The sequence below is a fragment of the Granulicoccus phenolivorans DSM 17626 = NBRC 107789 = JCM 15570 genome (genome assembly GCF_000423085.1).
GTDB lineage: Bacteria > Actinomycetota > Actinomycetes > Propionibacteriales > Propionibacteriaceae > Granulicoccus > Granulicoccus phenolivorans.
Map to the genome: position 1 here is coordinate 96844 of NZ_KE383974.1, position 24444 is coordinate 121287.

The window sequence follows — 24444 nt, forward strand, 5'->3', positions numbered from 1 at the left end:
CATGACTCAGCGTCGTCTTGTCATTGTCGTCCGCGCCGATCCGGTGATCTGTGGTCACTCCGGGGAGGCCCGCAACCTGGCCGAGGCCGCGCTGGACCGCGGCTACGACGAGGTCCGCATCCTGACCTGGCCGATCCAGCGGCTGCAGGAGTGCGGCCTGCCGCTGAAACCGCTGGACTCGATCCTGCCCTACCGCGCCGGGATCATTGTCGAGCGGCCCGACCCGATCGGGGACTACAAGGTGCCCGACGGACGCTACCTGACCGGACTGACCGGGCGGCTGGTGGAACTGTTCACCGACGGCGTCGCGACCCTGGCGCTGTCGCTGTACCTGAGCCCGCACACCGTCGCGGTCAGCGATGCGGTCCGGGTCGCCCGCGACACCGGCCTGCCGGTCAACGTGATCACCGCCGCCGAGGCGGTCGGCAGCGACATCACCAACGTGGTCCGCAACGCCGCCGCGCAGGGTCGCTTCGGGGCCGCCGCCCACCTGCTGACGACGTATCTGTCCAGCGACCACTGCCTGGCGGTCTCGGCGTACACCCGCGACCTCATCGTCGCTGCCGCCGCCGAGGTGGATCACGGCCTGGGCACCGACTACGCCCGCCGCTGCGGCGAGCGGATCGAGATCTCCTACCCGGCGATCGACACCGCCGCCTTCCTGGACCTGGCGAGCGAGGAGACCCATCGACGACTCGCGGGCCGCGGGCTGGCCCCGGAGGGCTATCTGCTGTTCCTGTCCCGACTCCAGGCGGCCAAGGGGGTCGACGACCTGATCGACGCGTACGCCGGGTCCCGGGCCAAGGACCGGGTCGTACTGGTGATCGCCGGGCGCGGACCGGCCGCCGCCGAGTTGCGCGCGCGGGCCGCAGCGACCGGACTGGGGGAGCGGATCCGGTTCCTCGACGATGTCGACGACGCCGAGAAGGCCCACCTGATGGCCGGCTGCGCGGCGTACGCCCTGCCGAGCAAGCCGACCACCGAGTTCGTGGAGACCTTCGGGATCGCCCCGGTGGAGAAGATGCTCACCGGCGGCGGACCGGTGATCACCACCGATACCGGCGGGATCCCCGAGGCGGTCGGCTCCTGCGGGCTGATCCACGCCCCCGGGGACGTCGCCGCGCTGCGTACGCTGATCGACCACGCGGTGTGCGACCTCAGCCCCGAGGAACGGACCCAACTGGCGCTGCGCGCCCGCACCCACGCGCTGCAGTTCGACCGGGCCGCGATCTTCGGTCGGATCCAGGATCTGGTCGACGCCGCGGCCGCCGAACGGGAGGCCCTCGCCGGCTGACCGAGGGGGGCGGCTAGGCTGTCCGCGTGTCCAGCACCGAACCGACCCCCGCGTCGCCACTGCGCATCGCGCAGCTGGCCAACCTGGTGGGCCCCGTCTCCGGCGGCATGCGGCAGGCGATCAACTCGCTGGGTGTCGGCTATGCCGAGCAGGGCCACGAGCGGATCGTGGTGATCCCCGGGGAGCACGACCGGGAGACCGAGACCGAGCACGGCATCGTGGTCGAGGTCGGCTCCCCGAAGATCCCCGGCTACACCTATCGCCTGATCTGGCAGCCCTGGAAGGCCGTCGACGTGCTGAAGCGGTTCCGGCCCACCAGCGTCGAGGTCTCCGACAAGTGGACGCTGTCGCCGGTCGGCCGCTGGGCCCGGCGGCGGGGGATCGGGTCAGCCCTGTTCAGCCACGAACGACTCGACCGGATGGCCTCGATGTTCCTGCGACGCCAGTTCGGCGTGGAAACCGTGATCGGCGGGCTGAACCGGCGGCTGGCCCAGGAATTCGACGCCGTCGTGGTCACCTCCCAGTTCGCCGCCGACGAGTTCGCCAACACCGGGGCGAATCTGATCAAGGTGCCCCTGGGGGTCGACCTGGAGACCTTCCGCCCCGAGGTCGGAACGCCGGACGACGACGGGGTGCTGAAGCTGTGCTATGTGGGCCGGCTCTCGCACGAGAAGAGCCCGCAACTCGCGATCAGCGCCGCGGTCGAGGTCCACCGCCGGGGCATCCCGATGCGGATGGACGTCTACGGCACCGGTCCGGACCTGGCCGAGCTGCAGGAGATCGCCGAGGACGCCCCGGTCATCTTCCACGGCTACGTCGACGGCCGCGACGAGGTCGCCAAACGGTACGCCGCCGCGGACATCTCGCTGTCGGTGTGCCCGGCCGAAACCTTCGGCCTGGCCGTCCTGGAGGCCCTGGCCTGCGGTACGCCGGTGGTCACCTCCGACCGCGGCGGAGCCCGGGAACTGGTCGACAACACCTGCGGCGAATGGGCCTACCCCGATCCGATCTCACTGGCCGACGCGATCGAGCGGATGCGCGCGCGACCGGTGGCCGAGACCCGGGCCGCCGCCCGCGCCCGCGCCGAGCAGTACTCCTGGTCCCGCAGCGTGGCCGCGATGCTGGCCATGCACGCCCGACTGGCCGAAACTCATCCTGGGAGGGACCGATGAACAAGCCGTGGCGTGTGCTGGGCCGGCTGTGGCCGGTGGGGGTGGTCGCCGGCATCGCGATCCCGGTCTTCGCGCGAGCCCCGCGACCCGAACCGGTGACCCCGGACGGGGTGCGGACGATCGAGGACGCGGTCACCGAATCCCGCGGCAGCGGGCTGAGCGGGTGGGCCCTGGTCGACCATGTGCAGCAGTTGACCCATCGCAAGTTCGCCAGCTACTCGATCCTGACCCCCTGGGAATCACCCGCGGTCGCCTTCCGCAACAGCCGGGGCAACCCGAATCAGTACAACGGTGCGCTCAACGAGATCCTGAACCGGCTCGGGCTGCAGACCGAGCTCGTCTTCGCGTCCCGGGTGCGGTCGCAGAATCGGCCCTGGTGGCGGGTCGGGCATGTGTGGGTCCGCGTCCGGATCGATCGGGTGACTCGCGACGTGGATGCCGGCACTGTGGACGGGGGAGCGGGCAAGGTCGATTTCGTCCCGCTCACCCAGGTTCGCCGCTTCCGTCGCCTCACCTACCTGAACACCTCGGTGGTGTGGTCGCTGCTGGCGGCGTACCAGGTCTGGCGGAGCATTCTGCTGCGGCAGCCGCTCCCGGCCTGGACGCACCATCCCCTCGGCCAGCCGGTCGCGGAGTAGCGCACACACAGGGCCGACAACGACACAGGGCCGAACCCGAAGGTTCGGCCCTGCGTGTTCGGTGCCTCGGATCAGATCGCCGGAGCGGTCTTCGCCTTGGCCAGCCGGTCGTTGACGTCGTCCCAGTTGATGATGTCCCACCACGCGGTGACGAAGTCGGCCTTGACGTTCTTGTACTGCAGGTAGAAGGCGTGCTCCCACATGTCCAGCAGCAGCACCGGAACCTGACCGACCGGGACGTTGCCCTGGTGGTCGAAGACCTGCAGCAGGTTCAGCCGAGCACCCAGGGTGTCCCAGGCGAGCACGGACCAGCCGGAGCCCTGGACGCCCAGCGCGTTCGCGTTGAACTGCTTCTTGAAGTTGTCGAAGTTGCCGAAGAACTCGTCGATCGCGGTGCCGGCGTCACCGGTGGCGTTGCCGCCACCGTTGGGGCCCAGGTTCTTCCAGAACACCGAGTGGTTGATGTGGCCGCCGAGGTTGAACGCGAGGTCCTTCTCCAGCTTGTTGATGTTGGCGAAGTCGCCGGCCGCACGAGCCTCTTCGAGCTTCTCGACCGCGGTGTTGGCGCCCTTGACGTAGGTGGCGTGGTGCTTGGAGTGGTGCAGCTCCATGATCTCCGGGGCAATCGCCGGGGCCAGGGCGTTGTAGTCGTAATCGAGATCGGGCAGAACGTAGGTCATCGTGACTCCCTCGTGCGTGAACTGAGCGGTTCGGCCAACGATGGCAGAACCTGGATGGTGTACCTGGGTCTTTATACCGTCAGTGGAAACCCGACGGCAGGTAAGGTTCAGCTAAGTTCGTCCTTGATGTTCTCCGCGCGGTTCTTGATGTCCTTGCCGGCGTCCTTGACCTGCTCGCCCACCTGCTTGGCCGAGCCCTCGCGCTGATCGGCGCGGCCCTCGCCCTCCAGGCGCTCGTTGCCACTGGCGGCGCCGGCGGCCTCCTTGGCCTTGCCGCCGAGCTTCTGCGCCTCGTTCTGAATCTTGTCACCGAGTCCCATGGCATGTCCTTTCTTGGTGATTGCTGAACCCCACGCTAACAATTCCGTCCGCACGGGTCAGCGGGAGGGGTGCACCGCCAGCACCCGGAAGCCCTTCGCCGAGGCCACCCGGGCGCAGGCGTACCCCTGCTCGACCAGCCAGCGCTGCAGCGAATCCGCGCCGAGATTCTTCCCGACGACCAGGTACGCCACCCCCTGCGGGGTCAGCCGGGCCAGCCAATGCAGCAACATCGCATGCAGGGCCGGCTTGCCGATCCGGATCGGCGGGTTGGACCAGATCTGGTCGTAGCGCCGGTCCTCGGCAACGGCTTCGGGGATGAGCGGGTGAACCCGGTCCCCGAGCCCGTACGCCGCGGCATTGCGCGCACACAGCGCCAGGGCGCGCTCATTCGTGTCGACCGCGTCGATCTCGGCCCGCGCATTCTCCCGGGCCAGGGCGATCGAGATCGGCCCCCACCCGCAGCCGAGATCGAGGATCCGCAGCGCCCCGGTCGGCGGGTCGAGCTCGCGCAGCAGGACCGCGGTGCCCAGGTCGAGGCCGTCGCCGGAGAAGACGCCGTTGGCGGTGGTGAACTCGTAGTCGCGATCCCAGATCCGGGCGGTGACGGTGCGGGTCCGCAGGTCGCCGGTCGGGGTGATGAAGTAGTGGTCCCCGGGCTGTGCCGGTTCGGGCTGAGTGGGTTCAGTCATGCTGGCCTCCGAGTTCGGCGGGATCGCGGAAGGAACGGGCGCGGGCCGAGCGCTCGGCCCACTGCTGCGCGGGCGGATAGCCGACCTCTTCCAGGCACAACCCGTGGGCCGGCATCACGAATACCGACCCCGCCCGGGCCGGGGCCGCGGCGGTCCGCTCCAGCCAGGCCCGGTCGCGGCGGCCCGAGCCGACCGCCACCATCGCGCCCATCAACGAGCGGACCATCGAATGGCAGAACGCGTCGGCGCGCACGGTGAACTCGATCAGCCCGCTCGGGACGCGCTCGGCCTGCAGGTCCAGCAGGGTCCGGATCGTGGTGGCCCCGTCGCGGCGCTTGCAGAACGGGGCGAAATCGCGCAGCCCGAGCAGGGTGGTCGCGGCCTCGTTCATCGCGGCCACATCCAGCGGGCGGGTGGCCACCACTGATCCCCGGCGCAGCGGATCGGGGGCGCCGGTGTCGTCGAGGCGATAGATATAGCGTCGCCAGATCGCGGCGAAGCGGGCATCGAAGCTGTCCGGGACGACGGTGACCGCGCGCACGACCAGGTCGTCGGGCAGCACCCGGGCCAGCCGGCGCCGCAGGTGCTCCGGGTCGCGGTCGGCGGGCAGCTCGAGATGGGCCACCTGGCCGCGGGCATGCACCCCGGCGTCGGTCCGCCCGGCGCAGGTGAGCGGGGTGGGCTCGGTCAGCCGCAGCACCCGCGGGATCCATTCCTCCAGGACGCCCTGCACGGTCCGCAGCCCGGGCTGGGCGGCCCAGCCGGAGAAGTCGCGGCCGTCGTAGGCGATGTCCAGGCGCCACCGGGTCATCGGCGCCGCCGGTAGGTGAGATCGACGATGTCGCGGCCCTCGGCGATCCCGCGGGCCTCGAACTTGGTGATCGGCCGTTCGGCGAAGCGGGGTGCCCAGCCGCCCGCGCCGGCGTACGCATTGATCAGGTCGGGGTGCTCATCCAGCGTCTGGCGGCAGTGTTCGGCGTAGTCGGCCCAGTCGGTCGCGATCCGCCAGCAGCCGTCCGGGGTGAGCCGGGAGGCGACCAGCGCGCCGAACTCGGCGGAGACCAGGCGCCGCTTGTGGTGCCGGGCCTTGTGCCAGGGATCGGGGAAGAACGTCCACAACTCGGTGATCGAGCCCGGCGCGAACAGCTCCCGCAGTCCCTCGACCCCGTTCGCGTCGAGCAGGCGGACATTGTCGGCCCCGACCTCGCGCAGCTTGATCATCGTGGAGGCCAGCATCGGTCGGAACACCTCGAAGGCGACGTGATCGCGTTCGGGATGGGCGGCCGCCAGCGGCGCCAGGGAATCGCCGCCGCCGCAGCCGATCTCCACGATCAGGGGCGCCTCGCGGCCGAACACCTCGGGCCACGCGATCCGGGTCCCCGGCGCGATCGAGGTGGAGGTCTCCTCCCGCGGCACCGGAATCACCCAACGACCGCGTTCGGCCCAGGCCTTCGCCTGCGAGTCGTTCATCCGGGTCGAGCGGCGTACGAAGGACACCACCTGGCGGTGCGGGCGGGCGGTACGCGGCTGGTTCACGACCGATCAGTCTAGATCCGGGCGCCAGGCTCAGCGAGTCTGCGGCGGGTGTCCGGGACGGAAGGACCGTTTCGATGTTCTCACGTGTCGGGCGGTTCAGTCAGCGGCAACTTCGGCGGGCTCGATTCGCGATGAGAACATCGAAACGGCGGTTTCGGCCGGTAGCCCTGCCTCAGCGCCGGGGGAAACCCTGAACCGGCACCGAGATCGGCCCGGCTCCGGAACACCCGGCCCGGCCCGCACGCTCAATTGATGTACGCCCAACCTCGGAGGTCCGTCATGAAGGCACTGCTCAACATCATCTGGCTGGTCACCGGCGGGATCTGGCTCGCCCTCGGCTACTTTCTCGCCGGCATCGTCGCCTGCATCTTCATCGTCACCATCCCCATCGGCATCGCGTCCTTCCGGATGGCCCGGTTCGCGCTGTGGCCCTTCGGGCGTACGGTGATCGAACGCCCCCGCTCCGGGGCGATGTCGGCGGTGGCCAATGTGATCTGGTTCGTCGTGGCCGGGCTGTGGCTGGCCATCGGGCACATCACCACCGCGGCGGCCCAAGCGGTGACCATCGTCGGCATCCCGTTGGCGCTGGCCAATCTGAAGATGATCCCGGTGACCTGTTTCCCCTTCGGCAAGGAGATCGTCGATTCCGACCGGGTCCCCGCCGGCAGCAACGAGCTGTTCTCCATCTGAATCCGACCCGGCGACCCACCCGGACAAATCCCTCATCGAGGGCCCGGGGGGTCGATGGGCGGAGCCCGTGTGCGGTTCCCCACACTTGCCGGTACTCTGGCGATGCCTTTTCCGCCCGGAAAGGGTGGAACGGTCTGCGTGCGGGCCCAGCTGTCGCTAGGTTGCGTTACGCATTCATCGACGTGGTCGAGACGACAACGACGCGCGTGATCCAAGGAGGGACATGTCCACCGAGCCCGCAGTTCTCCATGTCGGGGACAAGCAGCTTGAACTGCCGCTGACCACCGCCACCGTCGGCAACAGCGGATACGGAATCAGCAACCTGATGAAGGAGACCGGAAACACCACTCTGGATCCGGGCTACACCAACACTGCCAGCTGTGTCTCCTCGATCACCTTCATCGACGGCGACCAGGGCGTTCTGCTGTACCGCGGCTACCCGATCGAGCAGCTGGCCGAGAAGTCCTCCTTCCTGGAGACCGCCTACCTGCTGATCTACGGCGAACTGCCCACCGAGGCCGAGCTGGCCGACTTCCAGGGCAAGATCGCCGATCGCTCGATGATCGATGAGCGGATGCGCGATCTGTACCGCTGCTTCCCGCGCAAGTCGCACCCGATGCAGGTGCTGGCGGCCGGCGTGATGGCGCTGTCGTCGTTCAACAACACCACCCTCTCGGTCACCGATCCCGAGCAGATCGAGGAGGCCTCGCTGCGGCTGCTCGGGCAGTTCCCGACGCTGGCCGCGTATGCGTACAAGAACACCATCGGTGAGCCGTTCCTGTACCCGCAGAAGAGCCTGTCCTACGTGGAGAACTTCCTGCGGCTGTCCTTCGGCAACCCGACCGAGGAGTACCCGCTGGATCCGGCCGTGGTCGCCGCGTTCGACACGCTGTTCATCCTGCACGCCGACCACGAGCAGAACTGCTCCACCTCGACGGTACGCCTGGTCGGCTCGGCGGAGGCCAACATCTTCGCCTCGGTCGCCTCCGGGGTGAACGCGCTGTCCGGCCCGCTGCACGGTGGCGCCAACCAGGCCGTGCTGGAGATGCTGACCCAGATCCGCGACGAGGGCCTGGACGCCAAGCAGTTCGTCGCCAAGGTCAAGGACAAGGAATTCGGCGTCAAGCTGATGGGCTTCGGCCACCGCGTCTACCGCAACTTCGACCCGCGCGCCCGGATCCTGAAGAAGCACGCCGACCAGATCCTGCACAGCACCGGTGGGGACAACGCGCTGCTCTCGATCGCCCTCGAGCTCGAGGAGATCGCGCTGCACGATGAGTACTTCGTCTCCCGCAAGCTGTACCCGAACGTCGACTTCTACTCGGGTCTGATCTACGAGGCGATGGGCTTCCCGCCGGACTACTTCACCGCGCTGTTCGCCCTGGGCCGCCTGCCCGGATGGATCGCCCAGTGGCGTGAGCAGCTGACCGAGAAGGGCCGCAAGATCGGCCGGCCGCGTCAGGTCTACATCGGCGAGACCAAGCGGAACTACCCGGGCTTCGAAGGCTGAGCTCCGCGTACGAACACACCGAGGCGGCCGTCCCCAATGGGGACGACCGCCTCGGCTTTTTCGGTGGCCAGTGACAGCAGCAGGGGTCCCGGCTTCCCGCGGAGGAACCGTCGTGGCGCCAGCTCCCGCGATAGCAAGATTCCTGTGGTGGCTTCCGGCGACAGGTACCTCCATCACGCGACGGGGGCGGTGACCCCGCGGATGGGCCGTGACATTCCGGCCGAAGGAACCGAACAGGGCCGCCCCCGGGTGGGGAGCGGCCCTGAACGGGTGCCGACGGTCAGCAGGCGGGGCGGATCAGACCGTGGCCTCCTGCTTGGCGGCGGCCTCCTCGCGGGCGGCCGAGCTCTTCTGCGGGACCAGCGCGCACATCAGCGCACCGAACAGGCCCACCCCGGCGAACACGTAGAAGGCGATCTGACCGGCCGCGGAGGGATCCACCGCGGTGGTGAAGGCACCCACGATCGCGCCACCGATGACCGGGCCGAAGATGCCGCCGAGGCGACCGAAGCCGGCACACCAGGCAACGCCGGCGGTGCGGACGTTGGTGGCGTAGTAGTTCGAGACCTTGCCGTAGATCAGCACCTGGGTGCCCAGGGTGCCGATGCCGGCGAGGAAGATGAAGGTGAACAGGACGATGTCGGGGAACTGGAAGGTCATCCCGAACAGGGTGATCGCGGCCAGCACGAAGGTGGCGACGATGGTCTTCTGCGGGCCGAAGTAGCGGTCGGCGAGCCATGCGGCGACGATGCCACCGATCACGGCACCGGAGTTCAGCAGCAGCAGGAACACCAGCGACAGGCCGGTCTTGCCGTAGCCCTCCATGATCTTCGGCAGCCAGGTGTTCAGACCGTAGGTCAGCAGCAGACCGGAGAAGCTCATGAAGCCGAGCAGGATGGTGGGCAGGGCGTACTTGCCGGAGAACAGTCCGGCGAAGCCGACCTTCTGCTTGGCCGCGGACTCCTCGACCTTCAGCTGCGCCATGACGTTGTCCAGCGGTACGCCGGTGAGCTCGGAGACCTTCTCGGCCTCGGCGACGCGGCCCTTGGACTCCAGCCACTTCGGGGACTCCGGGATGAACGCGAAGGCGAGCGGCAGCAGGAAGATCAGCGGGCTGGCACCGATCCAGAACAGGCCGCGCCAGCCGATCAGCGGCAGCAGGGCCAGGGCGATGATCGAGGCGAGGACGCCGCCGGCGGGGATGCCGGAGTAGACGATGGCGTTGAACTGGTTCTTCTTGTCGACCGGCGCGAACTCGGCCACGAGGGCACCGAGGACGGCCAGCAGGGCGCCCAGGCCCAGGCCGGTGACCAGCCGGGCGATGGAGAAGAAGGTCAGGTTCGGCGACAGGGCGGTGATCGCCATGCCGATGCTGAACCAGGCGATGCTGATCAGGACCAGCTTGCGCCGGCCCAGGTAGTCACCGATCGCGCCGGCGGTGAGGGCGCCGACCATGACGCCGACCAGGGCGTAGGAACCGACGGTCCCCAACTGGGTGGCGGTGACGCTGGCCTCACCGATCTGGCCGGGGTTCTTCAGCCAGCCGGACACGATGGTGCCGAAGATGACGATGTCGTATCCGTCGAAGAGCAGGGCGCTGAACGCGATCGCCAGGATGGCGTAGACGCGGCGCATTTGCTGGGGCGTACGTTCGGCGGCGACGCCGGTCCGGACAGGGCCGGTGGGACTGAGAGTGCTCATGTGTCTCCTCGTTGATGGCACATTTCCGCTCGCCGGGCGACGCCGGACGCGGGCTCGCCACAAATTTGGCAGGCCCGCCAGCCAGGTACACCAGGTAAAAGGCTTGGGGTCACCCAGGCATAGCCCGAAAAACCCTTGACCAGGTACCTGGGGGCGCCGGGTGGCGCCCCCTCTGGTAGGCGGTCAGCCGATCCAGCCCAGGCCCTCGGCGATCAGCAGGATGCCGAACAGGGCGAACAGGATCGCGGCGCCGTACTTGATCACCTTCTCCGGCAGGTGCTTGCCGAGGACCGCGCCGACGATGATCGCCAATGCGTCGGCGGCGACCATGCCGACGGTGCTGCCGATCCAGGTGCCGACCCAGTTCTCCTGGGTGGCCAGGGTGATCGTGGCGAGCATGGTCTTGTCACCGAGTTCGGCCAGGAAGAAGGCCACGCCGACCGCGACGATCGCCTTGCCCTTGCTGCGTTTGGCCTTCTCGGCCTCGTCATCGCTCAGCTCGTCCCCGCGCAGGGTCCAGATCGCGAAGCCGAGGAAGGCGATGCCGGCCGCGATCGCGATCCAGTGCTGGTACTGACCGAACAGGTCACCGATCAGGAAGCCGATCCCGACCGAGGCCAGGTGGACCAGGGCGGTGGCCGCGGTGATCCCGAGCAGCACATCGCGTACGCGGTAGCGGGTGGCGAAGGTCATCGCCATGAGTTGGCTCTTGTCGCCGAGCTCGGCGATGAAGATCACAGCGGTGCTCACCAGCAGCGCTGTCCAGAATCCGTCCATCGGGGAGTTCCTCTCCGGCCCGGCCGGAGGAGCCGCGGGGCGCGGACACTTCGGCCAGGCATGTTGACTGGCCGAAAGTCTCGTCCGCCCGCGCACCGAAGTGCTGCTGGCCGATCGCGCCGGGCCCGGAGGCCAGTGTGTCGACGTGATCGTTGGGGACTACTCCCTTTCGCTCGGGTTATCGTACCGGGGACCCACGGCGTGACTCAAATCACGACCCGTAGTCGTAGTGGCGCCGTAGTGGCGCATCTTGCGACGAGGGCCCGAATCGTTGCCATCCCCGGGCTAGGCTGGCCGCGAGGCACGTATTACTCACGTCGCTCACCCACTCAGTTGGAGGAACACATGTCCGACACCACCTCGGTCATCGTCGCCGGTGCTCGTACGCCGATCGGCAAGCTGCTCGGCTCCCTGGCCGGCTTCAGCGCGGCCCAGCTCGGCGGCATCGCGATCAAGGGCGCCCTGGAGAAGGCCGGCGTGTCCGGCGACCAGGTCGATTACGTCATCATGGGCCAGGTGCTGACCGCCGGCGCCGGCCAGATCCCCGCCCGCCAGGCCGCAGCCGCCGGGGGCATCCCGATGAGCGTCCCGGCGCTCACGGTGAACAAGGTCTGCCTGTCCGGGATCAACTCCATCGCCCTGGCCGATCAGCTGATCCGCGCCGGCGAGGTCGAGATCGTCGTGGCCGGTGGCCAGGAGTCGATGACCCAGGCCCCGCACCTGCTGGAGAAGAGCCGCTCCGGCTTCAAGTACGGCGATGTCACGCTCAAGGACCACATGGACTACGACGGTCTGTGGGACGCCTTCACCGACCAGGCGATGGGCGGGCTGACCGAGGACGCCAACAAGGCCGACCAGAAGTTCACCCGGGAGGAGCAGGACGCCTTCTCCGCCCGCAGCCACCAGCTCGCCGCCAAGGCATGGGCTGAGGGCAAGTTCGACGACGAGGTCGTCGCGGTGCAGGTGCCGCAGCGCAAGGGGGACCCGATCGAGTTCCGCGCCGATGAGGGCATCCGCCCCGACACCACCACCGAGACCCTCGGCAAGCTGCGTCCCGCCTTCGCCAAGGACGGCACCATCACCGCCGGATCCGCCTCGCAGATCTCCGACGGCGCCACCGCGGTCGTGGTGATGAGCAAGGCCAAGGCCGAGGAACTCGGGCTCACCTGGCTCGCCGAGATCGGTGCCCACGGCATGGTGGCCGGACCCGACTCGGTGCTGCAGAACCAGCCGGCCAACGCGATCACCGCGGCCTGCAAGAAGGAGGGCGTCGAGCCCACCGACCTGGACCTCGTCGAGATCAACGAGGCGTTCGCCGCGGTCGGGCTGGCCTCGACCAAGCTGCTCGGGATCGATCCGGAGAAGGTCAACGTCAACGGCGGTGCGATCGCCATGGGTCACCCGATCGGCATGTCCGGGGCCCGGATCGCCCTGCACCTGGCGCTGGAGCTCAAGCGTCGCGGCGGCGGCGTGGGCGCGGCGGCGCTGTGTGGCGGTGGCGGCCAGGGTGATGCCCTGATCGTCCGCGTCCCGAAGGCCTGATCGGCAACCGCACCCAGTGAGCAGGGCGCCCCGGGGATCATCCCCGGGGCGCCCTGGCTGTTACTGCCGCCCTCAGCCGCGCTCGGCCAGCGGCACCACGTCGCGGCCGCGGTGGCCGGTGTAGATCTGCTTGGGCCGCACGATCTTCTGCTCCGGATCGGTCATCTGCTCCTGCCACTGCGCCAGCCAGCCGGAGGTACGCGGGATCGCGAACAGCACGGTGTACATCTCCGGCGGGAACCCGAGCGCCTCGTAGATCAGCCCGGAGTAGAAGTCCACGTTCGGGTACAGCTTGCGCGAGACGAAGTAGTCGTCCTCCAGGGCGATCTTCTCCAGCTCCAGCGCGATCTGCAGCTTCGGGTTCACCCCGGTCACCTCGAACACCTCCTCGGCGGCCTTCTTGATGATTCTCGCCCGCGGGTCGTAGTTCTTGTAGACCCGGTGTCCGAACCCCATCAGGCGTTCCTCGCCGGCCTTGACCTTCGCGATGTAGCCGGGCACGTTCGCCACCGAGCCGATCCGGTTCAGGCCCTCCATCACCGCCTGGTTCGCGGCTCCGTGCAGCGGCCCGAACAGTGCCCCGATCCCGGCACTGACCGAGGTGTAGGGGTCATTGCCCGAGGACGCGACCGCGCGTACCGCATTGGCCGAACAGTTCTGCTCGTGGTCGGCGTGCAGGATGAACAGCACCTCCAGGGCGCGCTCCAGCCGCGGATCCACCTCGTAGTGCGGCTCGCCGACCTGGAACAGCATGGTCAGGAAGTTCTGCACATAGTTGCGGTCATCGCGCGGGTAGACCAGCGGCAGGCCGTGCCCCTTGCGGTACGCGAACGCGGCCAGCGTCGGCATCTTCGCGATCAGCCGGTGGATCTGCCGCCACCGGGTCTCCTCGTCCTGGTACTCCCGGCCATCGGGATAGAAGGTGTGCATCCCGGCCACCGCGGACATCAGCACCGCCATCGGGTGGGCGTCGTAGCGGTAGTGCCGCACCATCTCGGTGATGTTCTCCGGCAGGAACGTGTGCTTGGTGATCACGGTCTGCCATTGCGTCAACTGTTCCTGCGTGGGCAGTTCCCCGTGCAGCAACAGGTACGCCACCTCCAGGTAGGTGCACTGCTCGGCCAGTTGCTCGATCGGGTAGCCGCGGTATTCCAGAATCCCGGCGTCGCCGTCGATGTAGGTGACCGCGGACTTGACCGAGGACGTGTTGACCAACCCCGGGTCGTAGGTCGACAGCCCCGGGGCGTCGGCCACCCGCACCTGCTTGAGATCCGTCGCTCGGATCGTATTGTTGGTGACCGGAATCTCGTAGGTCGCGCCGGTCCTGTTGTCCACAATCGTGAGGGTCTCCGCCATGGGATGACCGTACGCGAGGGGCTCCGGGGCCACCATGGGTGGGGTCTGTGACGCTACCCACTGCGGTCCCGGTTGGACACTCACCCGCCGGGGCGACTAGACTTTCCTGCTGTTGCGCTCGACGCAAACGGGGAGGGTTCGCCGCGAACCCTTTCGACTGGCCGATCCGGGGGATCGAGAAGCGGTGCTGGGACTCCGGCGCGTATTCTCGTGCCGTGGCAGGCCCGCACCGAGCATGACATCCGTCTTCCGGGGCAATCTCCCCATTTCGGCCCTGCGGGCCGCAATGCGGTGATGGTCCCGGTGTCCGAATCGAGAGAAGAGGTTTTGCGTGTCCACGTACACCCCGAAGCCCGGAGAGGTCACCCGCAACTGGGTCGTCATTGACGCCCAGGATGTGGTGCTCGGCCGCCTCGCCGTGGAAGCCGCCACCCTGCTGCGTGGCAAGCACAAGCCCACGTTCGCCCCGCATGTCGACGGTGGCGACTTCGTGGTCGTCGTCAACGCGTCCAAGATCGCGCTGTCCGGCAAGAAGCGCACCGACAAGATGGCCTACCGGCACTCCGGTCGGCCCGGTGGCCTCAAGCAGGTCCCCTACGGTGAACTGCTGGACAAGGATCCGCGTCGCGCCGTCGAACTCGCCGTGTGGGGCATGCTGCCCAAGAACCGGCTGAGCCGCCAGCTGATGAAGAAGCTCAAGGTCTACGCCGGCCCCGAGCATCCCCACGCTGCACAGAAGCCCGTGCAGCACCAGATCACCCAGATCGCCCAGTGAAGCCGGAGAATCACGTGACTGAGCACATTGACGAAGTTGAGGTCGACGAGTCGGTGACCCCGTTCACCGAGGGCGACCGCGAGATCACCTACCGCTCCGAGGCCGACGGCGCCGCGGCGAGCGACCCGAACGAGCGCCCGGCCATGATCGGCCCGGCCCAGGCCCTGGGCCGCCGCAAGGAGGCCATCGCCCGCGTCCGGATCATCCCCGGGTCGGGCACCTGGAAGATCAACGGCCGCACCCTCGAGGACTACTTCCCGAACAAGGTGCACCAGCAACTGGTCTCCGAGCCCTTCGAGACCGCCAACGTGGCCGGCGCCTACGATGTGATCGCGCTGATCAACGGCGGCGGCATCACCGGCCAGGCCGGGGCGCTGCGCCTGGGTGTGGCCCGGGCCCTGAACAACGTCGACGTCGAGGCCTCGCGCCCGGCGCTGAAGAAGGCCGGCATGCTGACCCGGGACGCGCGCGTCAAGGAACGCAAGAAGGCCGGTCTGAAGAAGGCCCGCAAGGCTCCGCAGTACAGCAAGCGCTGATCCCGTGGCGCGCCTGTTCGGAACAGACGGTGTCCGCGGTCGGGCGAACGAAGGCCTGACCGCGGAGCTGGCGCTCGACCTCTCGGTTGCCGCAGCCCATGTGCTGGGGGAGACCGGCGAGTTCGGCGGCACCAAGCCCGTGGCCCTGGTCGGGCGCGATCCGCGGGCATCCGGGGAATTCCTGGAGGCAGCGGTGGTGGCCGGCCTGGCCAGCGCCGGGGTCAACGTCGTCCGACTGGGGGTCGTTCCGACACCCGGCGTGGCCTACCTGGTCGGCGCCACCGGCGCCGACCTGGGCGTCATGCTGTCGGCCAGCCACAACCCGATGCCCGACAACGGCATCAAGTTCTTCGCCCGCGGTGGGGTCAAGCTCGGTGATCAGATCGAGGATGCCATCGAGGCGCGGATGGGCGAGGCCTGGCAGCGCCCGGTCGCCGGGGGTGTCGGACGCGTCCAGGACGACGGGGTCGAGGTCGAGCAGTACATCCAGCACCTGGTCGATTCGATCGAGGGGACGCGACTGGACGGGCTCACCGTCGTGGTCGACGCCGCCAACGGTGCTGCCTCGCACACCGCGGTGGAGGCGTTCACCCGCGCCGGTGCCCGGGTGGTGCCGATCCACCATCGGCCGGACGGGTTGAACATCAACGAGAACTGCGGTTCGACCCACCTGGGTGATCTGCAGCGGGCCGTCGTCGCCGAGGGGGCCGATCTCGGGATCGGCCTGGACGGGGATGCCGACCGCTGCCTGGCCGTCGACAAGGCGGGCAATCTGATCGATGGGGACCAGGAACTGGCGATCATCGGTCTGGACCTCAAGGAACAGGGCCGGCTGCCGGGGGACACCATCGTCGCGACGGTGATGAGCAATCTCGGTTTCGTGAACGCGATGGCCGACCACGGGATCCGGGTGGAGCGCGCCAAGGTCGGGGACCGATACGTGCTGGAGATGATGAACGAGTCCGGCTTCGCCCTCGGTGGCGAGCAGTCCGGGCACGTCGTGATGAGCCAGTACGCCACCACCGGCGACGGCGTCCTCACCGGGCTGCACCTGATGGCCCGGATGGCGCGTACCGGGAAGTCGCTGGCCGAACTGGCGTCGGTGATGACCCGGCTGCCGCAGGTTCTGGTCAACGTCGGCGGGGTCGACAAGGCCCGGGCCGGAACGCACGAGGGCCTGCTGGCCGACGTGCAGACCGAATCCGACGCCCTCGGGACGAGCGGTCGGGTGCTGCTGCGCCCGTCGGGTACCGAGCAGTTGGTCCGGGTGATGGTCGAGGCCGGCACCCAGGATCATGCCCAGGCCGTCGCCGACCGGTTGGCCGCCTCGGTGCGCCGGAATCTGGCGCTGTGATCGGCTGATTGAATCCGAAACGCCTGCGGGGCAGGTGCGGCAGTCACGCTTCGTGCGGACTGCGGCACCTGCCCCGCAGCGGTTTCGGCCCTTGTCATCACCTGCTGGTAGCGGCTTCCCGAACCCGGCGGGCGTCCCGATCCGGATCGAGGAAGATCAGCCCGCCGATGGCGGCGACCACGGCGGCGATGCCGAAGATCTGGAACGCGGAGGCGTATCCGTCGGCCGCAGTGGCGGAGTGATCCACGATGTAGCCGGTGAGGTAGGGAGCGACCAGACCGCCGATCGCCATGATGGCCAGCAGCAGGCCCAGGGCACCGGCAACCTGACGCGGCGGGGCGATCTGCGAGATGGCTGCGTTGATGATCGGGAAGTTGATCGATCCGAGGCCGTATCCGACCGACACCAGGGCGACCGCGATCGCCGGCGTCGAAATGTAGGGCAGTCCCACCATGCTCAGGCCACAGACGAGCAGGGCGGCTGCCGGCAGGATCCCGCGGAAGATCCGGGCACTGCCGCCACGGGCCAGAATCCGGTCACCGACGAACGTGGACAGCAGCAACGTGATCAGGCTGACGATGCTCGGCAGGGCAAACATGACCCCGGAGCTGAGCCGGGAATAGCCCAGGCCCACCTCGAAGTAGGACGGCAGCCAGGTGAGCACGGCAGTGAACAGGGCATACATGGCGATCAGCGAGACCGCGCCGGCAATGAAGGTCGGGGTGGTGAAGATCGTCTTCCACGGGACATGGTCGCCGGTGGCGGAGTCCGAGGCTGCCGAAGCAGCATCGCGTCCGTAGGGCCCTTCCTTCCACACCAAGAGCCACAGGACCACCCAGAGCACGCCGCCGACCGCCAGCGTGACGAAGCCCGCGCGCCAGCCCCACTGGTTGACCACCAGAGCAATGGCCGGCAGCACGGCGAGTTTGGCAATCGAGCCCCCACTGGTGATGAACGCCCCCGGCAGCCCGCGCTTTTCCTTCGGGTGCCAGGAGTAGAGCGCGGTGTGGATCAGCGCGCTGGAGGGTCCTTCGGTCGCGCCGAGGACGATGCGCGAGACCAGCAGAACGGCAAAGCTCGCGGCAGCGATCACCGGGACCATGCAGGCCGCCCAGGCCAGTGCCAGGAAGGCGAGCAGCCAACGCAGCGGAGCCCACCGGGCGAGCAGGCCGGCACTGAACCCGCTGATGGTGAAGGCGAGGAAGAAGGCGCTGCCGACCAGCCCGAGCTGAGAGGCGGTGAGGCCGTATTCCTCCCTCAGCGGCTGAGCCACCAGGCCCAGCACGGCCTTGTCGCTGGTGTTGATGATGTAGAGGATCACCAACGTGAAGGTGATCGCCCAGGCACGGGGACGGGATTCACCCCGGGGCCCGGTTGTTGTGGTGACGGGGGTCGGGGCCTGCTTGATGGCCATGGGTCAAACCTTTCGGGTAGCGAAGTTGAGGGCCGACATCAGGCGTCGAAGCCGTAGTAGGCACGTGCTTCGGGCTCGCGCCCGGCGCCGGGCTCGAAGAGCTCCAGCAGCACGTTGTCGGGAGCGGCGAGCATGAAGTACTTCGAGCCACCGGTGACGCGGATGGGATTGCGCAGATCCAGGCCCGCTTGCTCCATCCGGGCGTACAGATCTTCCAGGCCGACGACCTGGATTCCCAGGTGGTGCACCGCATTCCGGCCGAGGTCGCGGGGAGCCTGGTCATACAGGTGCATCGCGCCGAGGCCGATCTTGAGGAAGACGTTGCGGGCGCCGGCGTAGCCGCCGTCCCACGCGACGTGAGCGTCGAACCATCGCTGGTAGAAGGCGATCGTGGCGTCGACGTCGGAAGCGAACATGTGGACGTGGTGCAGGTGATATCGCTCGGGCCGGCCGTAGGGGTAACGCTCCGGCGGGTAGGTGGGGTCAGTGGCTGCGTGACTCATCGGGGTTCCTTGGTTCTGGGAGGGCCGGTCAGCGGCCCTGAAAGCGTGCGGCGCGTCGTTCCTTGAAGGAACGGATGCCCTCGGCGAAGTCCTCGGAGGTCAGGACCTGCGCCCGGATGCCCGGAATGGCTTCGATCGCGGCCTGCTCCCCGTGCTGGACATAGGTGAGGGCACCGGCCTTCAGGGCCCGCACGCCGAGGGGCGCGGACTCGGTGATCCGGTGGGCCAGCTCCAGCGCGCGTTCGCGCTGCTGCCCGTGCGGGACGACCTCCTGGACCAGACCGATCTCGAGGGCACGATGGGCGGAGAACTCGTCGCCGGTGAACAGGTGGTACATCGCATTGCCCCAACCGGTCCGCGTCAAGTAGCGGAAGTGCGCTCCGCCGAAGGGGGCGATCCCACGCTTGACCTCGACCTGGCCGAACCGGGCGCTGTCGGCGGCGATCACGATGTCACCGGCCAGCATCATCTCGACGCCGAAGGTGTAGGTGATGCCCTGGACCGCGGTGATCACCGGCTTGGTGCAGCGACGGCCGAGGCCGAGCGGATCCACCCACTCCGCCGGACGCTGCCGGGCCCGGGCCTCGGGGCCGAAGAAGGCCGGCATGTCCAGGCCGGCGGTGGTGTGATCGCCGGCGGCGGTGATCACCACGACCCAGAGGTTGTCGTCATCGTCGAAGGTGGTCAGGTGTTGGGCCAGCTGCTCCACCATCTCCGGGGTCAGGGCGTTCTTCTTGGTCGCGTTGTCGATCGTGATCACGCAGACGTGGCCGTCGACGTCCATCCGGACTTCACCGGGGTGCTCGCTCATCGGGGTTGTTCCTTTCCTACGGGGGTGTTTGCTGCAGGGGCAGCCGCGGCTCGCGGTCGGGTGGTCACCTGTCCGGTGACCCCCAGACGCGAGAGCAGGGCTCGAGCTCGACCGGCGGTCTCCTCGGTCAGCGCGGCATCTCCGCTCAGGACCAGGTCGACCCGTCCCGGAGCGGTGGTTTCGAAAGTGACGTCGATGTCCCGATCGGCGATGACTTCCTCGAGTTGTTCGGTGAGGACCTCGATCGTGGCGAGGTGGCGCAGGGCGGGCTTGTAGAGCTTGCCCACCGGGGTCACCGGCAGGGCCTCGAGAATGGTGAGTCGCTTCGGTCGGGCCGGGGGTTCGTCGACGGTGCGGGCCGCATGTGCCAGGAGCTCCTCCCGGGTGGCCCGCGCTCCGGGAACGAGGGTCACGAAGACGGCAGGAACTTCGCCGGCGTACGCATCCGGGGCGCCCACCGCGGCGGCGGTGGCAACCTCGGGATGGGCCAACAGAGCGCTTTCGATGGCCCGCGGGTCGATGTTGTGACCGCTGCGGATGATCAGGTCCTTGGCCCGACCACCGAAGTTGAGCCGTTCATCGGCGTCCAACCAGCCCATGTCCCCGGTGTCCAGCCAGCCGCCCGGGAGCAATCCGTCGGAGTCATCGCCGCCGACATAGCCGGAGAACAGGTTCGGCGCCCGATACAGGATCAGCCCCCGCCGCCCGACCGGAAGGTCGAGGTCAGTGGCCCGCCCGTCCGGGTCGGCGGCGACGATCCGGATCTCGGCGTACGGCGGCACCAGCCCGACACAGCCGGCCGGACCGTTCACTCCCGGCGGGGTGACCGTGGTGATGCCGGCGGTCTCGGTCATCCCGAGACATTCGTGGACATGGACACCCATGGTCCGCTCCACTCGTTCGGCCAGGTCGGCGGTCAGTGGCGCGGCGCCGGTGCGGCAGTAACGCAGTGTCGAGATGTCGGCGCCGTCGAGCGGAACGTCGGCGAGCGCCGACAGCGCGGTCGGGACCGCGGACAGCTCGGTGGCGCCGAAGTGCTCGAACATCCGCCAGTAGTTGCTGACCACGGCGCGGTTGCGGAACAGATCGATGGTCGGGATGACGATGTGCCCCCCGGAGGCGAGCAGGGGCAACGAAGTCGTGAGGGCGCCCGCGGCGTGATACAGCGGGTAACCGATGATCGATACGTTCCTCCTCGTCAGGCCCTGCATCTGGACGCAGGCCCAGGCGGTGAACACGATCGCACCATGGCTCAGCCTGGCCAACCGGGGCGAACTGGTGGTGCCGCCGGTATGCAGGCATACCGCGATGTCCTCCCTGGCCACGGTCCGCTCGAAGATCAGCCGATCACCGGGCTCGGCGGCCACTGCCGTGGCGAAGTCGAGGATCTTCACCGGCCCGTCGTCGGGCTCCGGCCCCTGGGATCCCTGCGGTGGGGCCACCCGGATGACGGCGGTGAGCTCGGGGATCTGTCGCATCAGGCCCAGGGCCCGGGACCAATATCCTTCGCGCTCGTCGGCTCCCCAGACGATCAGCACGCGGCTGCCGGCCGCCCGCATCAGCGTCGCCAACTTCTCCTCGGAGAGCAGCGGGTTGAGCGGCTGGGCCATGCCGACGAAGGAGGAGCCCCACAGGGCGAGGTGATACTCCGGGCTCGCCGGCATCAGGATCGACACGGCGTCCTGGGGGCCTACGCCCAGTCGGTGCAGCAGATTGGCCAGGGCCCGGCACCCGGTGAGCAGTTCCCGGTAGGTCAGCCGGGTGAGCTGGGTCAGGTCGGCAGGATCGTGCACGAACGAGATGGCCGGTTCATCGCCGAAGGCCGCGGTCGAGTTGTCCAGCAGTTCGTAAATGCTGCGCACCGGGACGCTCTGCACCAAGGGATCGGCCGCCAGGCGTCTGACATCGGCTGCGGTCCGGACCGGTGCGGTACTGGTGAACGGGAGAGCCGATGACATCAGCGCACCTCGCTCTCGGTCAGCGCTGCCGACTGCGTCCGCCGCGGCCGGGGGAATTCGGCCGGGCGCCGTTCCAGGACCGCGGCGATGCCTTCGGCTGCCTCGTCGTCACCCTGGCTGAGCACCATCGCCGCCGCCTCGAGGTCGAGTTGCTCGTGGAGGGTGTGCCGCGTGCTCGTGCGTACCAGCGTCTTGATCCGGGCAGTGGCACGGGCCGGGCCGCCGGCCAACCGGGTCGCGAGTTCGACGGCGACCTGCTCGGCCCCGTCGGTGTCGACCAGCCGGTTGACCACCCCGAGTTCATGCATCCGTTCGGCCGGCACCCGCTCTCCCAGCAGACACAGCTCGGTGACCGCTTGTCGGGGGAGGGATTCGGTCAGCAACGCGGTGAGGCCTCCGTCGGGACTCAACCCGGCTCGGATATAGGACGCGCTGAAGAACGCGGTGCGGGCAGCGACGATCAGATCGCAGGCCAGGGCGAGGGACATGCCTGCGCCGGCCGCGGCACCCTCGACGGCGGCAACGATCGGCAGTGGGCTGGCGTCGATCCGGCGGATCAGCCCGTGCAGCAGCTCGATCCGCTCGCGGCGCTCGGCGGCGGGCTTGTCCCGATTGCCGGCCAGCGCGCGCAGGTTGCCGCCGGAGGAGAAGGTGCCGGAGGCCCCGGTGAGGACGATGGCCCCGATTCCGGGGTCTGCCTCCGCTGCGCCGAGGGCGGTCTCGGCTTCCTCGAAGAAGTCCGGCCCCACGGCGTTGCGGGTGGTCGGGTTGTTGATCTCGAGCACACGGACGGAACCGATGGTCCGAGTGGTGAGGACGGTCATGCCGCGATCTCCTTGCTCAGCGTGATGTAGCGCTGCAGATGGTGGTCCTCATCGCCGAGGATGTGATCGACGGCGACCAGGGCTTTGGCGAGGTGGGACAGCGTCAACTCATCGGTCATTCCGATGGCCCCGTGCAGTTGAATCGCTTCCTCGGCGGTGTGCAGGGCCGCCCGGCCGAGGGTGAACTTGGCGGCCGACACGGTCCGTTCGCGGTGGGCTCGCGAGGTCGAGTCGAGGGCGTACGCGGCGTTGATGACGGCTGATTCCGCCTGCTGGATCTCGACCCACAGGTCGACCATCCGGTGTTGCAGGGCCTGGAAGCTGCTCAACGCGACGCCGAACTGGTGGCGCTGGAGCAAGTACTCCCGGGTGGATTCGAAGGCGGCCTGCATCATTCCCAGCGCCTCCGCGCAGACAGCCACGATGCCCCGGGAGAGGGCGGCCTCGATCAGCGGGTACGCCTCGCCGACCGGTCCCACGGCTGCGGCGGCGGGAACCAGGACGTTGTCGAGGGCCACGTGCGCGGTGCGCCGGCCGTCGACGGTCGGGAACTCCTGGATGCCTACGCCGGGGGTGTCCGACGGTAGGACGAACAGGGCGAGTCCGGCGGGGTCGTCGACGGCTCCGGCCGTACGCGCGGAGATGATCAGGTGGGTGGCGGCGGCGCCGTGGTCGACGTCCACCTTGCCACCGGTGAGCAGCCAGCCCTGCGAGGTCGGGGTGGCGGTGGTCTCGACGTACGCCGGGCTGTAGCCGGCAGCGGTTTCGGCGTGCGCCCAGGACACCAGATTCCGGCCCTCGAGGAGGCCGTCGATCAGTTCCTGGTGGCCACCGCCGAGGCTGAGCGCGGAAGCAGCGAGTACCCCGACCGAGCGCAGCGGCTCGACGACCAACGCCGGGCCCACCGCCTCGAAGACGGCCATGATGTCGAGACCGGAGCCGCCCAGCCCGCCGACCGACTGCGGCAGGAGCACGTGGAAGACACCGATCTCGGTGAACAGCTTCCAGTGGTTCTCACTCAGTCCCGAGTGCGATGCGATCGTTGCTGCCCTGGCGGCCATGTCGTACTCGCGGCCGAGCATCTGCCGCAGGGAATCCTGGAGCGCCTGACGCTCCTCGGAATGATGGAAATTCATCGGATGATCCTTCTACTGCCGGTCACAGCCCCAGCACCGATTTGGCGATGATGGTTCGTTGGATTTCGCTGGCCCCGCCATAGATGGAGAGCTTGCGCTTGTTCAGGTATTGCGCGGTCGCGGTGAGACCGCGGGGTTCGGGCACGGTCATCTCCGCGAAGGAGTCGGCGCACAGTTGCTCGGGGTCGTAGGTCCGGGCGTGTACTCCGCTGGCCCGGCGCAGCAGCGCCGAGATTTCTTGCCGGATCTGCGAGCCGCGCAGCTTGAGCAGCGAGCTTTCCGGGCCGGGGGCGCGGCCGTCGGACGCGGATCGCAGAATCATCAGACTGGTGGTCTGCAGGTTGGCGATCTCGATCTCGACCCGGGCCACCCGGGCCGCGAAGACCGGATCCTCGGCCAGGCGGCGTCCGTTGCGCTGAGCCCTCGCGGCGGACTCCTTGACCCGGCGCAGTTCGGCAATGGCGTTGCTGACCCGGGCGGCGGTGGTGCGTTCGTGGGTCAGCAGGAACTTCGCGCAGTCCCAGCCCCGATTCTCCGTACCCACCAGGTTGGCCACCGGGACGCGGACGTCGGAGAGGAAGACCTCGTTGACCTCATGCGCACCGTCGAGGGTTCGGATCGGGCGAATCTCCACCCCGGGACTGTTCAGGTCGATCAGCAGAAAGCTGATCCCCTGCTGCTTCTTCGCGCTGGGATCGGTCCGGACCAGGCAGAAGATCATGTTCGCGTGGTGGGCGCCGGTGGTCCAGGTCTTCTGTCCGTTGACGATGTAGTGATCGCCGTCACGGACCGCGGTGGTACGCAGCGCAGCCAGATCGGAACCGGCGCCGGGCTCCGAATAGCCCTGGCACCACCAATCGGTGCCGTCCAGCATCCGCGGCAACCAGTGCGCGCGCTGCTCGTCGGTCCCGAACCGGATGAGCACGGGAGCCAGCATGCTGATGCCGAACGGGAGCACCGTCGGAGCATCGGCCAAGGCGCATTCGGCGTCGAAGAGGTAGCGCTGGACGGGGTTCCAGCCGGGGCCGCCGTACTCGGTCGGCCAGCCTGCTGCCAGCCAGCCTCGCTTGTTCAGAATCGCATGCCATTCCAGCTGGTCCTGTTTGCTCAGTTCGAGCCCCTGGGCCACCTTGGTCGACAATCGGGTGGGCAGTTCGGCGTGGAGGAAAGCGCGGACCTCGTCGCGGAAGGCGGTTTCCTCGGGGGTGAAGTTGATGTCCATGGGTG

General features: G+C 68.5%; 24 protein-coding genes. 9 read left to right on the forward strand and 15 right to left on the reverse strand.

The window, feature by feature from the left end; genetic code table 11:
• Nucleotide 1 precedes the first annotated feature (1 nt).
• The 3 genes from G531_RS23780 to G531_RS0117805 all read left to right on the forward strand — a co-directional run bounded on the left by G531_RS23780 (nucleotide 2) and on the right by G531_RS0117805 (nucleotide 3104).
• Nucleotides 2–1294 (forward strand): glycosyltransferase, encoded by a 1293-nt coding sequence (locus G531_RS23780; RefSeq protein ID WP_035759646.1) that lies wholly within the window; start codon nucleotides 2–4, stop codon nucleotides 1292–1294.
• A gap of 107 nt (nucleotides 1295–1401) precedes the next feature.
• Complete coding sequence (locus G531_RS23785; protein ID WP_081684257.1) at nucleotides 1402–2466, forward strand: glycosyltransferase; 1065 nt, start codon at nucleotides 1402–1404, stop codon at nucleotides 2464–2466.
• Nucleotides 2463–3104, forward strand: a complete 642-nt coding sequence (locus G531_RS0117805) for a hypothetical protein (protein WP_026928254.1) — start codon at nucleotides 2463–2465, stop codon at nucleotides 3102–3104. Before G531_RS23785 ends, G531_RS0117805 begins: the two co-directional genes overlap by 4 nt.
• A gap of 71 nt (nucleotides 3105–3175) precedes the next feature.
• On the opposite strand, the gene G531_RS0117810 is transcribed toward G531_RS0117805, so the two are convergent.
• The 5 genes from G531_RS0117810 to trmB all read right to left on the reverse strand — a co-directional run bounded on the left by G531_RS0117810 (nucleotide 3176) and on the right by trmB (nucleotide 6330).
• Nucleotides 3176–3784 carry a superoxide dismutase gene (locus G531_RS0117810; RefSeq protein WP_026928255.1) on the reverse strand — a complete coding sequence of 203 codons (609 nt, stop codon included), beginning with the start codon at nucleotides 3782–3784 and terminating at the stop codon, nucleotides 3176–3178.
• Nucleotides 3785–3891: 107 nt separating this feature from the next.
• On the reverse strand, nucleotides 3892–4104 hold the full coding sequence (locus tag G531_RS0117815; protein ID WP_026928256.1) for a CsbD family protein: 213 nt from the start codon (nucleotides 4102–4104) through the stop codon (nucleotides 3892–3894).
• A 57-nt stretch (nucleotides 4105–4161) separates the two neighbouring features.
• A complete protein-coding gene (locus tag G531_RS0117820) occupies nucleotides 4162–4794 on the reverse strand; it encodes a class I SAM-dependent methyltransferase (RefSeq protein ID WP_026928257.1) in 633 nt (210 codons plus the stop codon).
• Entirely contained in the window at nucleotides 4787–5605 is an 819-nt protein-coding gene (truA, locus tag G531_RS0117825; protein WP_026928258.1) for a tRNA pseudouridine(38-40) synthase TruA, read from the reverse strand. Before truA ends, G531_RS0117820 begins: the two co-directional genes overlap by 8 nt.
• The gene (gene trmB / locus G531_RS23790) at nucleotides 5602–6330 is read right to left on the reverse strand and encodes a tRNA (guanosine(46)-N7)-methyltransferase TrmB (protein ID WP_245630436.1); all 729 of its coding nucleotides are present in this window, start codon (nucleotides 6328–6330) and stop codon (nucleotides 5602–5604) included. Before trmB ends, truA begins: the two co-directional genes overlap by 4 nt.
• Before the next feature lie 279 nt (nucleotides 6331–6609).
• On the opposite strand from trmB, the gene G531_RS0117835 reads away from it, so the two are divergent.
• Both G531_RS0117835 and G531_RS0117840 read left to right on the forward strand, forming a co-directional pair.
• Entirely contained in the window at nucleotides 6610–7020 is a 411-nt protein-coding gene (locus G531_RS0117835) for a YccF domain-containing protein (protein WP_026928259.1), read from the forward strand.
• A gap of 223 nt (nucleotides 7021–7243) precedes the next feature.
• On the forward strand, nucleotides 7244–8530 hold the full coding sequence (locus G531_RS0117840) for a citrate synthase (protein ID WP_026928260.1): 1287 nt from the start codon (nucleotides 7244–7246) through the stop codon (nucleotides 8528–8530).
• 297 nt (nucleotides 8531–8827) lie between these two features.
• On the opposite strand, the gene G531_RS23795 is transcribed toward G531_RS0117840, so the two are convergent.
• Both G531_RS23795 and G531_RS0117850 read right to left on the reverse strand, forming a co-directional pair.
• Nucleotides 8828–10231, reverse strand: coding sequence for an MFS transporter (locus G531_RS23795; RefSeq protein WP_051215679.1), 1404 nt, complete (start codon nucleotides 10229–10231; stop codon nucleotides 8828–8830).
• A gap of 183 nt (nucleotides 10232–10414) precedes the next feature.
• Entirely contained in the window at nucleotides 10415–11008 is a 594-nt protein-coding gene (locus G531_RS0117850; protein WP_026928261.1) for a TMEM165/GDT1 family protein, read from the reverse strand.
• A 345-nt stretch (nucleotides 11009–11353) separates the two neighbouring features.
• Here G531_RS0117850 and G531_RS0117855 point away from each other — a divergent pair, with 345 nt between their 5' ends.
• On the forward strand, nucleotides 11354–12550 hold the full coding sequence (locus G531_RS0117855; protein ID WP_026928262.1) for an acetyl-CoA C-acetyltransferase: 1197 nt from the start codon (nucleotides 11354–11356) through the stop codon (nucleotides 12548–12550).
• A 72-nt stretch (nucleotides 12551–12622) separates the two neighbouring features.
• Here G531_RS0117855 and G531_RS0117860 read toward each other — a convergent pair whose 3' ends face one another.
• Nucleotides 12623–13906, reverse strand: a complete 1284-nt coding sequence (locus G531_RS0117860) for a citrate synthase (protein WP_026928263.1) — start codon at nucleotides 13904–13906, stop codon at nucleotides 12623–12625.
• A 331-nt stretch (nucleotides 13907–14237) separates the two neighbouring features.
• On the opposite strand from G531_RS0117860, the gene rplM reads away from it, so the two are divergent.
• From rplM to glmM, 3 genes are read left to right on the forward strand one after another with little or no spacing between them, the layout of a single operon-like run.
• A complete protein-coding gene (gene rplM, locus G531_RS0117865; protein WP_026928264.1) occupies nucleotides 14238–14681 on the forward strand; it encodes a 50S ribosomal protein L13 in 444 nt (147 codons plus the stop codon).
• 14 nt (nucleotides 14682–14695) lie between these two features.
• Entirely contained in the window at nucleotides 14696–15217 is a 522-nt protein-coding gene (gene rpsI, locus G531_RS0117870; RefSeq protein WP_026928265.1) for a 30S ribosomal protein S9, read from the forward strand.
• A 4-nt stretch (nucleotides 15218–15221) separates the two neighbouring features.
• Nucleotides 15222–16571 (forward strand): phosphoglucosamine mutase, encoded by a 1350-nt coding sequence (gene glmM, locus G531_RS0117875; protein ID WP_026928266.1) that lies wholly within the window; start codon nucleotides 15222–15224, stop codon nucleotides 16569–16571.
• Nucleotides 16572–16668: 97 nt separating this feature from the next.
• Here the strand turns inward: glmM and G531_RS0117880 are convergent, their stop codons facing one another.
• From G531_RS0117880 to G531_RS0117910, 7 genes are read right to left on the reverse strand one after another with little or no spacing between them, the layout of a single operon-like run.
• The gene (locus G531_RS0117880; RefSeq protein WP_051215680.1) at nucleotides 16669–17985 is read right to left on the reverse strand and encodes an MFS transporter; all 1317 of its coding nucleotides are present in this window, start codon (nucleotides 17983–17985) and stop codon (nucleotides 16669–16671) included.
• Nucleotides 17986–18023: 38 nt separating this feature from the next.
• Nucleotides 18024–18488, reverse strand: coding sequence for a VOC family protein (locus G531_RS23800; protein ID WP_051215681.1), 465 nt, complete (start codon nucleotides 18486–18488; stop codon nucleotides 18024–18026).
• A gap of 28 nt (nucleotides 18489–18516) precedes the next feature.
• Nucleotides 18517–19299 (reverse strand): crotonase/enoyl-CoA hydratase family protein, encoded by a 783-nt coding sequence (locus G531_RS0117890; protein WP_026928268.1) that lies wholly within the window; start codon nucleotides 19297–19299, stop codon nucleotides 18517–18519.
• Nucleotides 19296–21257: an AMP-binding protein gene (locus tag G531_RS23805; RefSeq protein WP_051215682.1), complete on the reverse strand. Its 1962-nt coding sequence runs from the start codon at nucleotides 21255–21257 to the stop codon at nucleotides 19296–19298. Before G531_RS23805 ends, G531_RS0117890 begins: the two co-directional genes overlap by 4 nt.
• Nucleotides 21257–22081, reverse strand: coding sequence for an oxepin-CoA hydrolase, alternative type (locus tag G531_RS0117900; protein WP_026928269.1), 825 nt, complete (start codon nucleotides 22079–22081; stop codon nucleotides 21257–21259). Before G531_RS0117900 ends, G531_RS23805 begins: the two co-directional genes overlap by 1 nt.
• Complete coding sequence (locus tag G531_RS0117905) at nucleotides 22078–23217, reverse strand: acyl-CoA dehydrogenase family protein (protein WP_026928270.1); 1140 nt, start codon at nucleotides 23215–23217, stop codon at nucleotides 22078–22080. Before G531_RS0117905 ends, G531_RS0117900 begins: the two co-directional genes overlap by 4 nt.
• Before the next feature lie 22 nt (nucleotides 23218–23239).
• Nucleotides 23240–24439: an acyl-CoA dehydrogenase family protein gene (locus G531_RS0117910; RefSeq protein WP_026928271.1), complete on the reverse strand. Its 1200-nt coding sequence runs from the start codon at nucleotides 24437–24439 to the stop codon at nucleotides 23240–23242.
• Nucleotides 24440–24444: the final 5 nt, after the last annotated feature.